Source organism: Pseudomonas sp. R1-43-08, assembly GCF_003852255.1.
Taxonomy (GTDB): Bacteria; Pseudomonadota; Gammaproteobacteria; order Pseudomonadales; family Pseudomonadaceae; genus Aquipseudomonas.
Genome location: NZ_CP027734.1, coordinates 838,722 through 852,636, shown reverse-complemented (window position 1 = coordinate 852,636; position 13,915 = coordinate 838,722). Strand labels below are relative to the sequence as shown.

Genomic DNA, 13,915 nt, shown 5'->3' with positions numbered 1-13,915 from the left:
TGCCCATGCCCCATTCCGTGAAACCCAAGATCGGCATCAGTGCCTGCCTGCTGGGCGAGAACGTGCGTTTCAACGGCGGGCATAAACAATCCCTGTTGTGCAGCCAGACCCTGGCCGACTACTTCGACTACGTGCCGCTGTGCCCTGAAGTCGCAATCGGCCTGGGCATCCCCCGCGAAACCATTCGCCTGGTCGGCGACGCGAACAATCCCCAGGCCGTGGGCACCGTGCACCGCGAACTCAACGTGACCCAGCCGCTGGATGAATACGGGCAGGCGATGGCGCGTGAACATACCGACCTGTGCGGCTACATCTTTATGCAGAAATCGCCGTCCTGTGGCCTGGAGCGGGTCAAGGTTTACCGTGAAAATGGCGCACCGGTGGATGGCGGGGGGCGCGGTGTCTACGCCCAGGCATTCTGCGCGCGCCACCCCAACTTGCCGGTGGAAGAAGACGGCCGTCTGAATGACCCGGTATTGCGAGAAAATTTCCTCACCCGCGTGTTCGTCTACGCCAGTTGGCAGCAACTGCTCGCCGATGGCCTGACGCGTCATCGCCTGCTGGCCTTTCACTCGCGCTACAAATACTTGCTGATGGCCCACAGCCCGGCGCACTACAAAAGCCTCGGTCAGTTGCTCGGCACCATGGGCAAGGATGACAAACTCGACGAGTGGGCCACCTGCTACTTCTGCGAACTGATGACGGGCCTTAAGAGGTGCGCCACCCGCGGTACCCACACCAATGTGCTGCAACACATCAGCGGCTACCTCAAGGCGTCGATCAGCGCCGACGACAAGCAGGAAATGCAAACCGTCATCGGCCAATACCGCCAAGGCATCGTGCCTCTGGTGGTACCGCTTACCCTGCTCAAGCACCACTTTCGTCAACACCCGGACCGCTACATTGCGCAGCAGGCCTACCTGCAACCGCACCCGGAAAATCTCAGCCTGCGTAATGCGATCTAAGCCATGACCGTTGCCCTGCAAGACGAAACCGGCGAAGACATCGCCCAAGCCCTGAAAAATGGCTGGCTACCGATCCGCGAGGTGGCGCGCCAGACCGGCGTCAACGCCGTGACCCTGCGCGCCTGGGAGCGCCGTTATGGCCTGATCGTGCCCCAGCGCACGCCCAAAGGGCACCGGTTGTTCAGCGCCGAACATGTGCAACGCATCCACGCCATCCTCACCTGGCTCAATCGGGGCGTGCCGGTCAGCCAGGTAAAAGGCCTGATCGACTCCGCCCAGGCCAACCCCGAGCCGATGGAAAACGAATGGCACGCCCTGCGTCAAAACTTGGTCAATGCCATCGGCGAATTGGCCGAGCGCCGGGTCGACGATGCCTTCAACCAAGCCATGGCGCTCTACCCGCCACGCACCTTGTGCGAGCAGTTGATGCTGCCGCTGCTCAGCGAGCTTGAACAGAAATGGCAGGGTCAATTCGGCGCGCAGATGGAGCGGGTGTTTTTCCTGTCCTGGCTGCGCAGCAAGTTTGGCGCGCGGATTTACCACAACAATCGTCAACTCCACGGCGCCCCGTTGCTGCTGGTCAACCACTCCGACTTACCCCTGGAACCGCACTTGTGGCTCAGCGCCTGGCTGGCCAGCAGCGCCGACTGCCCGGTGGAAGTGTTCGATTGGCCGCTGCCCGCCGGCGAACTGGCCCTGGCGGTAGAACACCTGCAACCGCGCGCGGTGCTGCTGTATTCAAGCAAAGCGCTACAGGTAGCGGCACTCACCAAACTGCTGGCCGGCGTTGGTTGCCCGATACTGATTGCCGGCCCCACGGTGTGCATCCACCACGCCGAGTTGGCCGCACTCACCCATGACCTCCCCGACGTGTTCGTCGCCGAAGACCCGTTGTCGGCCCATCAGATATTGCTCCAGCGTGGAATTGTCTAAATGCACTTGATCTGGCTGCGCACCGACCTGCGCCTTCACGACAACACCGCCCTGGCTGCCGCAAGCCAGCGAGGCCCGGTCGCGGCGGTTTACCTGATCACGCCGCAACAATGGCTGGCCCACGATGACGCGCCCTGCAAGGTCGACTTCTGGCTGCGCAACCTGCAAGCGCTGAGCCAGGCGCTGGCAGCCCTGAACATCCCGCTGTTGATCCGGTACGCCGGCACCTGGGACCAGGCGCCCGGCGTATTGAGCCAGCTGTGTCGGGAACTCAAGGTGCAATCGGTGCATGTCAACGACGAATACGGTATCCACGAGAGCCGCCGCGACGCCGCCGTGGCCCAGGCGTTGGAAGCCCAGGGCGTGACCTTCCAGCGTTACCTGGACCAGCTGTTTTTCCAGCCGGGCAGCGTGTTGACCCAGTCCGGCACCTACTTCCAGGTATTCAGCCAGTTCCGCAAGGTGTGTTACACCCGCCTGCACAGTGCCTTGCCGCGCCTGGTGGTGAGCCCCAAGGCCCAGGCCAGGCTCGACGTGAAAAGCGACGTCATCCCCACCCGCGTTGAAGGGTTCGCGCCCCCCAGTGAAACCTTGCGCGCCCTGTGGCCCGCCGGTGAAGACGAAGCGCGCCGCCGCCTCGACGCCTTTGCAGACGAGCAGATCAGCTATTACAAAGACGAGCGCGACTTCCCCGCCAAGCCAGGCACCAGCCAGCTGTCCGCCTACCTGGCCGCCGGAGTCGTGTCGCCACGCCAGTGCCTGCACGCGGCGTTGCAGTCCAACCAGGGCGAGTTCGAAAGCGGCGACATCGGCACGATTACCTGGATCAACGAACTGCTGTGGCGTGAGTTCTACAAACACATCCTGGTGGGTTACCCACGGGTCTCGCGCCATCGCGCGTTCCGCCCCGAAACCGAAGCCGTGGCCTGGCGCAACGCGCCCGAGGACCTGGCCGCCTGGCAGCAAGCGCGCACCGGTTTGCCGATTATCGACGCGGCCATGCGCCAACTGCTGGAAACCGGCTGGATGCACAACCGCCTGCGCATGGTGGTGGCGATGTTCCTGACCAAGAACCTGCTGATCGACTGGCGCGAGGGTGAGCGCTTCTTCATGCGGCACTTGATCGACGGCGACTTGGCGGCCAACAACGGCGGCTGGCAGTGGAGTTCATCGACGGGCACCGATTCGGCGCCGTATTTCCGGATTTTCAGCCCGTTGAGCCAGTCGGAAAAATTCGACAGCGAAGGCCTGTTCATCAAGCACTGGCTGCCAGAACTGGCCGCGCTGAACAAGAAGGACGTGCACAACCCGCAAGCCGCCGGCGGTTTGTTCGGCATCGCCGATTACCCGCGCGCCATTGTCGACCTGAAACACTCCCGCGAGCGCGCCCTTGCCGCCTTTCGCAGCCTGCCCACGCGTCCAGAGAGGAGAATCGGATGAGCCTGACACCGCCCCGTCGTTATTGGTTGACCGGCGCCAGCAGTGGCATCGGCGCCGCGCTGGCCGTGGAGCTGCTCAACAGCGGCGCCCATGTGGCGCTCAGCTCGCGCACCAAAGGCCCATTGGCAGCACTCGCCCAGCGTTATCCGGGGCAGGTGCTGGTGGTGGCCGGTGACTTGACCAACAGCCAGACCGTACGCGAGATCGGTGAACGAATCGGCGAAGCCTGGGGCTCGCTGGATACGGTGATCCTCAACGCCGGCACCTGTGAGTACGTCGACGCCCGGCAGTTCGATGCGTCGATCATCGAACACGTGGTGCGCACCAACCTGCTGGCCAGCAGTTATTGCATCGAAGCCGCACTGCCGCTGTTGCGTGCCGGGCGTACGCCGCACCTGGTGGGCGTGGCCAGCGCCGTGACCTACCTGCCCATGCCACGTGCCGAAGCCTACGGTGCCTCGAAAGCGGGGCTGCGCTACTTGTTCGAATCCCTGCGCATCAGCCTGTCGCCCGAGAACATCGACGTCACGGTGATCAGCCCGGGGTTTGTCGACACGCCCCTGACCGAACGCAATGATTTCCCCATGCCGTTGAGCTGGTCGGCCAACAAGGCGGCGAAGCATATCTTCGCCAAACTGGAAAAGCGCCCGCTGGAGATCGCCTTTCCGGCCATGTTCATCGCCACCTTGTGGCCGCTGTCGAAGCTGCCTAACCGGGCCCAATTGATCATCGGCAAACGCATGTTGCGCAGCCCGCCGCCGCACAAGGACGACCTGTGAAGATCGCCATTATCGGCAGCGGTATCGCCGGGCTGACCAGCGCCTACCTGCTCAGCCGGCGCCACGACATCACGCTGTTCGAAGCAGGTGCGTGCCTTGGCGGGCATACCCATACGGCCGACGTGACGGTCGAGGGCCAACGCTATGCGGTGGACACCGGCTTTATTGTGTTCAACGACTGGACCTATCCCAATTTTATCCGCCTGCTGGGGCAGATCGGCGTCAGGTTCAAACCCACCGAGATGAGCTTCTCGGTGTGCGACCCGAGCGCGGGGTTCGAATACAACGGCAATAACCTCAACAGCCTGTTTGCCCAGCGTAGCAACATGCTGTCGCCAGGCTTCTGGGGCATGCTGCGCGATATTCTGCGCTTCAATCGCCAGGCGCCGCAGGACCTGCAAGCGCAGCGCATCAGCGCCGACATGACCCTGGGTGATTATCTCGACGCCGGCGGTTATGGCCCGCGCTTTATCCGCCACTACATCGTGCCGATGGGCGCGGCGATCTGGTCGATGTCTCTGGCCGACATGCTCAAGTTCCCCTTGCAGTTCTTCGTGCGTTTCTTCAAGAACCACGGTTTGCTGTCGGTGAGCAATCGCCCGCAGTGGTGCGTGATCGAAGGCGGCTCCAGCTGTTATATCGAACCGCTGGCCCGCAGTTTCCGCGATCACGTGCGCCTCAACTGCCCTGTGCAGAACGTGCAACGCACCGACGACGGTGTGGTTATCCACAGCGCGGCTGGCAGCGAGACGTTCGATCGCGTGGTCTTCGCCTGCCACAGCGACCAGGCCCTGGCATTGCTCGCCGACCCCAGCCTGGCCGAACAGCAAATCCTTGGCGCCCTGCCCTATGCCGACAATGACGTGGTGCTGCACACCGACACGCGACTGCTGCCCGACCGCAAGCTGGCCTGGGCCAGTTGGAACTACCGGCTGAGCGGCAGTCAGCAGCATCAGGCCGCTGTCACCTACGACATGAACATCCTGCAAGGCATCGACAGCGCCACCACCTTTTGCGTGAGCCTCAACCAGACGCCGATGATCGACCCGCTGAAGATCCTGGCGCGCTACACCTATGCCCATCCGCAATACAGCCTGGCAGCGGTGGCCGCGCAGGCGCGCTGGGAAGAATTGCATGGCGTGCGCTACACGTTCTACTGCGGCGCCTACTGGGCCAACGGTTTCCACGAAGATGGCGTGGTCAGCGCCCTGCGCGTGGCCCAGGCCTTTGGGGAAACCCTGTGAACAGCGCCCTGTACAGCGGCTGGATCGCCCATCGTCGGTTTACGCCCAAGGCCCATGCCTTTCGCTACCGCATCGGCCTGCTGTACCTGGACCTCAGCGAAGAGAACGCGGTGCTTGCGCTCTCCCCCCTGGCCGGCGTGAGCCGCCTGGCGCCGTTCGGCTTTCGCCAACAGGACTACCTGCGCCCATTCACGCGCCACGGTATGAGCTTGAGCGACGCGGTGCGCCAGGAAGTCGGCAAGGCCCTGGGGCGCACCCCGCAGGGCGCTATCTGCCTGCTGACCCAGGCCCGCAGTTGGGGCCTGGCGTTCAATCCGGTGAGTTTCTTCTATTGCTTCGAGGCCGACGGGCAGCTGGCGGCGATCCTGTGCGAAGTCACCAATACACCGTGGCGCGAGCGCTATCACTACGTGTTGCCGACTCAGGCAATGGGCGCCGATGAGCATCAGCACTTCGCCGTGGCCAAGGCGTTCCATGTATCGCCCTTCCTGCCGCGCGACCTGGAATACCGCATGAGCTTCAGCCCGCCGGCCGCCCGGCTCGGCGTGCACATGGCCGATTGGCAAGGCGCGCATAAAGTCTTCGACGCCACCTTGAGCCTGCAAAAAGAGACCTTGAACCGCGCCAGCCTGCATCGCTATCTATGGCGCTTTCCCTGGATGACCGCCAAAACTTGCCTCGCGATCTACTGGCAGGCCCTGCGCCTGCTGCTCAAACGCACACCGATTTTCCCCCACCGAGCCGCCGATGGCGTCTCCAGCACCGCAGTCGGGTATACCAAGGACCGCCGCCATGAAATCCCCTAGCTTATCGGTCAAGACCAATCGCCTGAACGTCAACGGCATCAGCGCTGCGCTATTGCGCAAAGGCGTGTTGCGCCAACTCAGCCAATTGCGCCATGGGCAATTGGTGATCGTCGAGGACGGCGAGCGACAAGTGTTCGGCGCACGGGAAGCGCACCTGCTGGGGGAAATCCAGATCCTGGATTCGGCGGCGTGGGGCCTGGTGGCCGCCAACGGCTCTATCGGCGCCGGCGAGGCATTCATCCACGGTTATTGGAGCAGCCCGGACCTGACCGCCGTGGTGCGGGTGATGGTCAGCAACCTCGACGTGCTTGATGCGATGGAAGGTGGCCTGGCCCGCCTGGCGCGGCCGTTCACCCAGGGCCTGCACTGGCTCAACCGCAACACGCGCAAGGGCTCGCAGAAAAACATCGCGGCCCATTACGACCTGGGCAACGACCTGTTCGAGGCGTTTCTCGACCCGACCATGATGTATTCGGCAGCGCAATTTCTCAGCGCCGACGACACCCTGGAACAAGCGCAACTGAACAAGCTGGAACGCATCTGCCAGAAACTGTCGCTCAAGCCCACTGACCACCTGCTGGAAATCGGCACCGGCTGGGGCAGCATGGCGCTGTACGCGGCGCAGCATTATGGTTGCAAGGTCACCACGACCACCTTGTCCAAAGAGCAGTTTGCCTACACCGCGCAGCGCATCGCGGCGGCGGGCCTGCACAGTCAGGTGACGGTGCTGCTGCAGGACTACCGCGACCTCACGGGTGAGTACGACAAGCTGGTGTCCATCGAAATGATCGAAGCGGTAGGCCATCGCTTCCTGCCCACGTATTTCAAGCAATGTGCGCATTTGCTCAAACCCGACGGCCTGATGCTGCTGCAAGCCATCACCATCCGCGAACAACGCTTTGAGCAGGCCAAGCACAGCGTCGATTTCATCCAACGCTACATCTTTCCCGGCGGCGCCCTGCCCAGTGTGCAGAACATGCTGCAGATCGTCTGCCGCGACACCGACATGAACCTGCTGCACATGGAAGATTTCGGCCTGCACTACGCACGAACCCTGCGCCTGTGGCATGAGAACTTTCGCCGCGCCCATGGCCGCCTCGCGGAGCTTGGCTACGACGAGTACTTCCTGCGCTTGTGGGAGTTCTACCTGTGCTACTGCGAGGGCGGCTTCATGGAGCGCACGATTGGCACCGCGCAGTTACTGCTGGCTAAGCCTGCGGCAATCAACCCGCCGTTGCTCGGGCGCTTCAGTGCTTAAATCCCTGGCGAATGCCGCGTTGTTCCAGTGCGGCTGGTTTGCCTGTGTGCTCGGCGGCGACAGCCTCTGGCTGCTGGTGGGGTTGGCGGTACTGGTGATCAACCTGCTGTGGATAAGTCCGCTGGCGGATGACGGGGTGCTGATCATCGGCGTGACGCTCGCCGGCACGCTGCTCGACACGCTGTTGCGCACACTTGGGGTTTTCCACTTCAGCGAACCAGGGCCGTTGATTCCGTTCTGGTTGATGCTGCTGTGGGCATTGCTGGCCACCACCCTGCGCCATTGCCTGGCCTGGAGCGCACGGCCCTGGTGGCGTGCCGCCCTGTTGGGCGCGGTGGGTGGGCCGTTGTCGTATTACGCCGGCAGCCAATTGGCTGGCGTGCAGTTTGGCTATGGACTGGGGCCGACGATGGCCGGCCTGGCGGTACTTTGGGCCGCAGTGTTTGTCGGCATGCAGCGGTTGGCTCACTGACGTCCGTCGCGCATTCCTACACCCATGGCCTGCTTGGCTTACACTGCGCGCCTATGACCAACATCCCTCACATTCAAATCACCGAACCCGCCGTCACCTGCTCGACGTGTGCGGCCTGCTGTTGCCAGTTGGAAGTCATGCTGATCACCGACACCGGCGTGCCGCAGCGCTATATCGATACCGACGACTGGGGCGGCGAAGTGATGCTGCGCCTGGATGACGGCTGGTGTGCGGCGCTGGACCGGAACACGATGATGTGCACGATCTATGAGCTTCGGCCGTTGATATGCCGGGAATTCGAGATGGGGGCGCCGGAGTGCCTGGAAGAGCGTGCAGGTATTGCTACGGTCTATCGCTGATACTGAAATGCGTAGGGATCCAAATGTGGGAGGGGGCTTGCTCCCGATAGCGGCCTGTCAGTCAAATTAAGAGTGACTGACATGACGCTATCGGGAGCAAGCCCCCTCCCACATGGATTTGCTGTGTCTTTACAACGGCATGGTGTAGTGCAGCGCGTAGCTCTCTACCCCATCGTTGTTGCTGCTGATCCCGGCGTTGGAATAGTGCGTGGCGCGAATGCCTACTTCATGCCCGCCGGCAAACCGCAGGCCGAAACCCAGGCGGTCTTCGAACTGGAAGGACTGGCCGATGTTGTTGTCTTCCAGTTTGGTGCGGGAGAACAACGCCACGCCGATCCCGGCTTCGATATAAGGTTTGACCGACTCGCCGGCAAACTCATACACAAACACCGGCGAGAACGACAGGCTGCTGGCGCCTGCACGGTCATCACCTTCCCAATACGTATAAGCGCCGCTCCAGTAGCCTGTCAGGCGACCGACATTGCTCTGCATCCAGCTTTTGTCCCAATCCGAGGTCAGGCCCAGACGGTAGGTCAGCGTTGAATCGCTGGTGCTGCCCAGCCCGAACTCCAGGCCGGCGGCCTGGGTGGTAATAGAGTGTCCCACCATCACAGCCGCAATAGCAGCCATACAGAACAAGCGCTTCATAGAAACTACCTTTGCGAACGAAGTTGTTGGTTATTTACAGGCCATCTCGCTATAGAAGCTGACGTAGAGCCAGAAGTTCAGCGAGATTTCACGAAATTTTCACGAGGCGAAGCTTCGCACAACTCCAGGATGTTTCCAAAGTGTCGGTAGGATATTTCTTAGGTGATACACATCGCCGCTGGTCCAGAACTGCGCAGGCAGCGGTGAAGAGGCCGATGCGCCGCTGGCCAGCAAGCCGCGTTCGCCCAGTAAGCGCTTGAGCTGGCGCGCGACGGCGGCGCCGGTGTCGATCAGGATGATGCTCGGGGGCAGCATCTGCGCCAGCAGTGGCTTGAGGAAAGGGTAGTGGGTACAGCCGAGGATGATGGTGTCGCAGCCAGCGCTGAGCAGCGGTTCGAGGTAGCCCTGCAATAACTGGCGCAGCGCCGGGCTGTTCAGATCGCCGGTTTCAATCAGCTCTACCAGGCCCGGACAGGGTTGGGTAATTACCCGCACGTCGGTGGCGAAGCGGTCGAGCAAGGCGGCGAACTTGGCGCTTTGCAGGGTGCCGGTGGTGGCCAGCACGCCGACCACCCCGCTGCGCGTCGCGGCAGCCGCCGGTTTTACCGCAGGCTCCATGCCGACCAGGGGCCAGTCGGGGTAGTCCTGGCGCAAATCGGCAACAGCGGCGACCGTCGCGGTGTTACAGGCAATCACAAACGCCTTGGCCCCCTGCCCGCGAAAAAACTCGGCGACCCGGCGCGAGCGTTCGCGGATGAAGGCCGGGGTTTTCTCGCCATAGGGGATGTGCCCGCAATCGGCCACGTACAACAGTGACTCCTGGGGTAACAACTGCTGGATTTCCTCCAGTACCGACAAGCCGCCGACCCCGGAATCGAACACACCGATGGGCGCGTCGTTAACCATGTTGCGTCCCGCACACGCTGCAACCAGGGTCGCGTTTGACGCGCAACTCACGAAAGCGCGTGGTCAACGCGTCGATCAGCAACAAGCGCCCCACCAACGGTTCGCCGAACCCGGCCAGCAGCTTCAGGGCTTCCAACGCTTGCAGGCTGCCGACCAGCCCCACCAGAGGGCCGACCACGCCGGCTTCACTGCAGGTCAGTTCGGTGTCGCTGCCATGCCCGTATAAGCAGTGGTAGCACGGGCTTTCGGGGCGACGTGGGTCGAAGACCGACAACTGCCCTTCAAGGCGAATCGCCGCGCCACTGATCAAGGGTTTGCCGGCCATCACACAGGCCGCGTTAACCGCCTCGCGAGTGGAAAAGTTGTCGCTGCAATCAAGCACCACGTCGACGGCAGCGACGGCTGCCGCCAACGAATCGGCATCCAGCGCGGAACGGTGGGCGAGCAGCGCGACCTCGGGGTTGAGGGCGCTCAGCCGCCCCATGGCCGAATCGACCTTGGCCTGCCCCACGCTGTCGGTATCGTGGATGATCTGGCGCTGCAGGTTGGTCAGGTCGACCGTGTCGAAATCCGCCAGATGCAACTCACCTACGCCAGCGGCGGCCAGGTACAGCGCGACCGGCGCACCCAGCCCGCCCAGGCCGACGATCAACGCGCGGCTGTTTTTCAAGCGCAACTGGCCGTCGATGTCCACATGCTGCAACAGAATCTGTCGGCTGTAGCGCAACAGCTCCTGGTCGCTCAGCACGGGCGGCGTCCCAAGGTGATGCGCTCATGGCCGCCAAGGTCGATGCGGCTGTGCACCTCTTCAAAGCCTTCACTGAGCAACAGCTCGCGCACGGCCGAAGCCTGGTCGTAACCATGCTCCAGCAACAGGCGGCCACCGGCATTCAAGTGAGCCGGGGCCTGTTTGATGATCAGGCGCAGGTCGTCCAGCCCGTCATCGCCGGCCACCAGCGCACTGGCCGGCTCGAAGCGCACATCGCCGGCTGCCAGGTGTGGATCGTTGGCGGCGATATACGGCGGGTTGCTGATGATCAGGTCATAGGTGTGGCCTTGCAACGCGCCGAACCAATGGCTAGTGAGCACCACGGCGTTATTGAGGTGCAACCGCTGGCGATTGCGCTCGGCCAAAGCCACCGCTTCAAGCACGCGGTCGACGGCGGTGACCTGCCACATCGGCCGTTCGCTGGCCAGGGCCAGGGCGATGGCGCCGCTGCCGGTGCCCAAATCCAGGACCTGCGCGGGCGTGGCCGGCAACAATTCCAGGGCGGTTTCCACCAGCAGTTCAGTATCCGGACGCGGAATCAGCGTGTGAGGGGCGACCTCCAGGTCCAGCTTCCAGAAGCCTTGCTGGCCGAGGATATAGGCCACCGGCTCACCGCCGCGACGGCGTTGCAGGTAGCCGGCAAAGGTCAGGGCGTGCTCGCTGCTGACGATCTTTTCCGGCCAAGTGTGCAGGTAGCCGCGGGACTTGCCCAACGCAGCGGCCAGCAGCAATTCGGCATCCAGGCGCGCGGTGGGCGAGTCGGGCAGGTCGGCGGCGCGCAACAGGCTGGCGATGATGGTCATTTATTCACCTATCGCCGCCAATTGATCGGCTTGGTATTCGGCGAGCAGCGGCTCGATCACGGCATCGACGCCACCGGCGAGAATTTCATCCAGGGAATACAGGGTGAGGTTGACCCGGTGGTCGGTGACCCGGCCCTGGGCAAAGTTGTAGGTGCGGATGCGCTCGGAACGGTCGCCCGACCCCACCAGCAACTTGCGCTCGCTGGCAATCGCGTTGGCGGCGGCGCTGGTCTGCTGGTCATTGAGCTTGGCCGACAGCCAGGACATCGCCCGCGCACGGTTCTTGTGCTGGGAACGTTCTTCCTGGCATTCCACCACAATGCCGGACGGCAAGTGAGTGATGCGGATCGCCGAGTCGGTCTTGTTGACGTGCTGGCCGCCCGCGCCCGACGAGCGGTAGGTGTCGACGCGCAAGTCCGCCGGGTTGATCTCGATCGCTTCCTGCTCGTCCGGCTCGGGCAACACGGCCACGGTGCACGCCGAGGTATGGATACGGCCCTGGGACTCGGTCGCCGGAACACGCTGCACACGGTGCACGCCGGATTCGAACTTCAACTTGCCGTAGACGTTATCGCCCTCGACCCGCGCGATGACTTCTTTATAGCCGCCGTGCTCACCTTCGTTCTCGGACAGGATTTCCACGCGCCAGCCGCGACGCTCGGCGTAACGCGAGTACATGCGGAAAAGGTCGCCGGAGAAGATCGCCGCCTCGTCACCACCGGTGCCGGCGCGGATTTCGAGGAACACGTTGCGCCCGTCGTTAGGGTCTTTGGGCAGCAACATGCGTTGCAGGTCGCCTTCCAGCTCGACGAGCTTTTCCTTGGCCTCGCGCACTTCTTCCACGGCCATTTCGCGCATGTCCGGGTCGCTGTCCTTGAGCAGCGCCTGGGCGCCCTCGAGGTCGGCCTGCACCTTGAGCAGGTTTTTGTAGGTGGCCACGATGGGCTCGACTTCGGCGTATTCCTTGGAATAGGCACGGAACTTGGTTTGATCGGCAATGATCTCGCCATCGCCGAGCAAGGCGGTCAGTTCTTCGAAACGGTCCTGGAGCACATCCAGTTTATTGAGCAGTGACGCTTTCATTGCGGTTTTTTATCCGAAGAGCTGTCTGACGCGCCCTCACCGAGGGCAAAGAGTTCCTGGGCCATGGCCAGCGCATCGAGGCGGCCTTCGGCAGTCAATTTTTTAAGCTGTACGCTGGGGGCGTGGAGCAGCTTGTTGGTCAGGCCACGGGCCAGCTGCATCAATACGTCTTCGGCGCTGCTGCCATTGGCCAACAAGCGCTGGGCCTTGATCAGCTCCTCGTCGCGCAGGCGTTCGCCCTGCTGACGATACGCCTTGAGCACATCCACCGCCGCCAGTTCACGCAGGCGCACCATGAAATCTTCAGCGCCGGTGCTGACCATTTCCTCAGCGGCCTGGGCGGCGCCCTGGCGACTCTTGAGGTTTTCGGCGACCACTTCGTGCAGATCATCGACGCTGTAGAGGTAAACGTCGTCCAACTCGCCGACTTCTGGTTCGATATCCCGGGGAACGGCGATATCCACCATAAAGATCGGTTTGTGCTTGCGCAGCTTCAACGCGCTCTCGACCGCACCCTTGCCCAGGATCGGCAACTGACTGGCGGTGGAGCTGATGACGATGTCACTGCGCACCAGCTCAGCCGGGATGTCCGACAGCAGCACGGCATGCGCACCGAACTGCTCGGCGAGGATGCTGGCGCGCTCAAGGGTACGGTTGGCCACCACAATGCGCTTCACACCCAGTTCGTGCAGGTGACGCGCGACCAGGGTAATGGTTTCGCCGGCACCGATCAGCAACGCCTGGCTGCGCTGCAAGTCGCTGAAAATCTGCTTGGCCAGGCTGACGGCGGCAAACGCCACGGAGACCGGGTTCTCGCCGATGGCGGTGTCGGTGCGCACCTGTTTGGCGGAATTGAAAGTGGCCTGGAACAGGCGGCCCAGCAGCGGGCCGACCGTGCCGGCCTCGCGGGCCACGGCATACGCTGACTTCATCTGGCCAAGAATCTGCGGTTCGCCCAACACCAGCGAATCGAGACCGGCCGCCACGCGCATCATGTGACGAACGGCCGCATCGTCTTCGTGCACGTAGGCACTGGCGCGCAGGTCATCGAGGCTCAAATGGTGGTAATCGGCCAGCCAGCGCAGCACAACATCGGCAGACAGGTGTTCCTGCTCTATATAAAGCTCACTGCGATTGCAGGTCGAAAGGATTGCAGCTTCGCGGCTGTCGGTAAGCCGGCAGAGCTGCTGCAAGGCCTCAACCAACTGCTCTGGCGTAAACGCTACGCGCTCGCGCACGTCTACCGAGGCAGTCTTGTGGTTAATACCGAGTGCGAGAAAGGCCATTCACTATCGCTGATGATGTCGGGAAGCCGACAATTGTCCTACTTCGAAAGATCCAGAACAACCACCGTCGTCTATTGTCCCTATACGTTGTGCCTATAAAGGCATCCATTGAGACTCGGTTATGTTTGGCCGAAGGCTTGTGTCATGATGATCCGACCGCAGGT

Annotated in this window: 15 protein-coding genes; 9 read left to right on the top strand and 6 right to left on the bottom strand. The window is 62.6% G+C overall.

Annotation, left to right across the window (positions count from 1 at the left end; genetic code table 11):
- Positions 1-5: 5 nt before the first annotated feature.
- The 9 genes from C4J87_RS03690 to C4J87_RS03650 are packed head-to-tail and all read left to right on the top strand — an operon-like array spanning position 6 to position 8,256.
- Positions 6-965, top strand: coding sequence for a DUF523 and DUF1722 domain-containing protein (locus C4J87_RS03690; protein WP_124365761.1), 960 nt, complete (start codon positions 6-8; stop codon positions 963-965).
- A gap of 3 nt (positions 966-968) precedes the next feature.
- The gene (locus tag C4J87_RS03685) at positions 969-1,898 is read left to right on the top strand and encodes a MerR family transcriptional regulator (protein WP_124365760.1); all 930 of its coding nucleotides are present in this window, start codon (positions 969-971) and stop codon (positions 1,896-1,898) included.
- Positions 1,899-3,338 (top strand): deoxyribodipyrimidine photo-lyase, encoded by a 1,440-nt coding sequence (gene phrB / locus C4J87_RS03680; RefSeq protein ID WP_124365759.1) that lies wholly within the window; start codon positions 1,899-1,901, stop codon positions 3,336-3,338. It abuts the gene before it with no gap.
- The gene (locus tag C4J87_RS03675) at positions 3,335-4,117 is read left to right on the top strand and encodes an SDR family oxidoreductase (protein WP_124365758.1); all 783 of its coding nucleotides are present in this window, start codon (positions 3,335-3,337) and stop codon (positions 4,115-4,117) included. The genes phrB and C4J87_RS03675 overlap by 4 nt, the downstream gene beginning before the upstream one ends.
- Positions 4,114-5,361 carry an NAD(P)/FAD-dependent oxidoreductase gene (locus C4J87_RS03670; protein ID WP_124365757.1) on the top strand — a complete coding sequence of 416 codons (1,248 nt, stop codon included), beginning with the start codon at positions 4,114-4,116 and terminating at the stop codon, positions 5,359-5,361. Before C4J87_RS03675 ends, C4J87_RS03670 begins: the two co-directional genes overlap by 4 nt.
- Positions 5,358-6,167 (top strand): DUF1365 domain-containing protein, encoded by an 810-nt coding sequence (locus C4J87_RS03665; RefSeq protein ID WP_124365756.1) that lies wholly within the window; start codon positions 5,358-5,360, stop codon positions 6,165-6,167. Before C4J87_RS03670 ends, C4J87_RS03665 begins: the two co-directional genes overlap by 4 nt.
- Positions 6,154-7,425, top strand: coding sequence for a cyclopropane-fatty-acyl-phospholipid synthase family protein (locus tag C4J87_RS03660; protein WP_124365755.1), 1,272 nt, complete (start codon positions 6,154-6,156; stop codon positions 7,423-7,425). Before C4J87_RS03665 ends, C4J87_RS03660 begins: the two co-directional genes overlap by 14 nt.
- The gene (locus tag C4J87_RS03655; RefSeq protein ID WP_124361205.1) at positions 7,418-7,897 is read left to right on the top strand and encodes a DUF2878 domain-containing protein; all 480 of its coding nucleotides are present in this window, start codon (positions 7,418-7,420) and stop codon (positions 7,895-7,897) included. Before C4J87_RS03660 ends, C4J87_RS03655 begins: the two co-directional genes overlap by 8 nt.
- A gap of 53 nt (positions 7,898-7,950) precedes the next feature.
- Positions 7,951-8,256, top strand: a complete 306-nt coding sequence (locus C4J87_RS03650; protein WP_124361204.1) for a YkgJ family cysteine cluster protein — start codon at positions 7,951-7,953, stop codon at positions 8,254-8,256.
- A gap of 129 nt (positions 8,257-8,385) precedes the next feature.
- Here the strand turns inward: C4J87_RS03650 and C4J87_RS03645 are convergent, their stop codons facing one another.
- The 6 genes from C4J87_RS03645 to hemA all read right to left on the bottom strand — a co-directional run bounded on the left by C4J87_RS03645 (position 8,386) and on the right by hemA (position 13,751).
- Positions 8,386-8,904, bottom strand: a complete 519-nt coding sequence (locus tag C4J87_RS03645) for an acyloxyacyl hydrolase (RefSeq protein ID WP_065888032.1) — start codon at positions 8,902-8,904, stop codon at positions 8,386-8,388.
- A 99-nt stretch (positions 8,905-9,003) separates the two neighbouring features.
- Positions 9,004-9,810, bottom strand: a complete 807-nt coding sequence (murI, locus tag C4J87_RS03640; RefSeq protein ID WP_124365754.1) for a glutamate racemase — start codon at positions 9,808-9,810, stop codon at positions 9,004-9,006.
- Positions 9,803-10,558 carry a molybdopterin-synthase adenylyltransferase MoeB gene (locus C4J87_RS03635; protein ID WP_124365753.1) on the bottom strand — a complete coding sequence of 252 codons (756 nt, stop codon included), beginning with the start codon at positions 10,556-10,558 and terminating at the stop codon, positions 9,803-9,805. Before C4J87_RS03635 ends, murI begins: the two co-directional genes overlap by 8 nt.
- Complete coding sequence (prmC, locus tag C4J87_RS03630) at positions 10,552-11,382, bottom strand: peptide chain release factor N(5)-glutamine methyltransferase (protein ID WP_124365752.1); 831 nt, start codon at positions 11,380-11,382, stop codon at positions 10,552-10,554. Before prmC ends, C4J87_RS03635 begins: the two co-directional genes overlap by 7 nt.
- A complete protein-coding gene (gene prfA / locus C4J87_RS03625; protein ID WP_124361199.1) occupies positions 11,383-12,465 on the bottom strand; it encodes a peptide chain release factor 1 in 1,083 nt (360 codons plus the stop codon). It abuts the gene before it with no gap.
- A complete protein-coding gene (hemA, locus tag C4J87_RS03620) occupies positions 12,462-13,751 on the bottom strand; it encodes a glutamyl-tRNA reductase (RefSeq protein ID WP_124361198.1) in 1,290 nt (429 codons plus the stop codon). Before hemA ends, prfA begins: the two co-directional genes overlap by 4 nt.
- Between the last annotated feature and the right edge of the window lie 164 nt (positions 13,752-13,915).

Bases quoted from the DNA above. Each gene is read 5' to 3' on its own strand.
- murI (WP_124365754.1), bottom strand. From the start codon at position 9,810: ATGGTTAACGACGCGCCCATCGGTGTGTTCGATTCCGGGGTCGGCGGC.
- prfA (WP_124361199.1), bottom strand. From the start codon at position 12,465: ATGAAAGCGTCACTGCTCAATAAACTGGATGTGCTCCAGGACCGTTTC.
- C4J87_RS03690 (WP_124365761.1), top strand. From the start codon at position 6: ATGCCCCATTCCGTGAAACCCAAGATCGGCATCAGTGCCTGCCTGCTG.
- prmC (WP_124365752.1), bottom strand. From the start codon at position 11,382: ATGACCATCATCGCCAGCCTGTTGCGCGCCGCCGACCTGCCCGACTCG.
- C4J87_RS03645 (WP_065888032.1), bottom strand. From the start codon at position 8,904: ATGAAGCGCTTGTTCTGTATGGCTGCTATTGCGGCTGTGATGGTGGGA.
- hemA (WP_124361198.1), bottom strand. From the start codon at position 13,751: ATGGCCTTTCTCGCACTCGGTATTAACCACAAGACTGCCTCGGTAGAC.
- C4J87_RS03650 (WP_124361204.1), top strand. From the start codon at position 7,951: ATGACCAACATCCCTCACATTCAAATCACCGAACCCGCCGTCACCTGC.
- C4J87_RS03675 (WP_124365758.1), top strand. From the start codon at position 3,335: ATGAGCCTGACACCGCCCCGTCGTTATTGGTTGACCGGCGCCAGCAGT.
- C4J87_RS03660 (WP_124365755.1), top strand. From the start codon at position 6,154: ATGAAATCCCCTAGCTTATCGGTCAAGACCAATCGCCTGAACGTCAAC.
- phrB (WP_124365759.1), top strand. From the start codon at position 1,899: ATGCACTTGATCTGGCTGCGCACCGACCTGCGCCTTCACGACAACACC.
- C4J87_RS03685 (WP_124365760.1), top strand. From the start codon at position 969: ATGACCGTTGCCCTGCAAGACGAAACCGGCGAAGACATCGCCCAAGCC.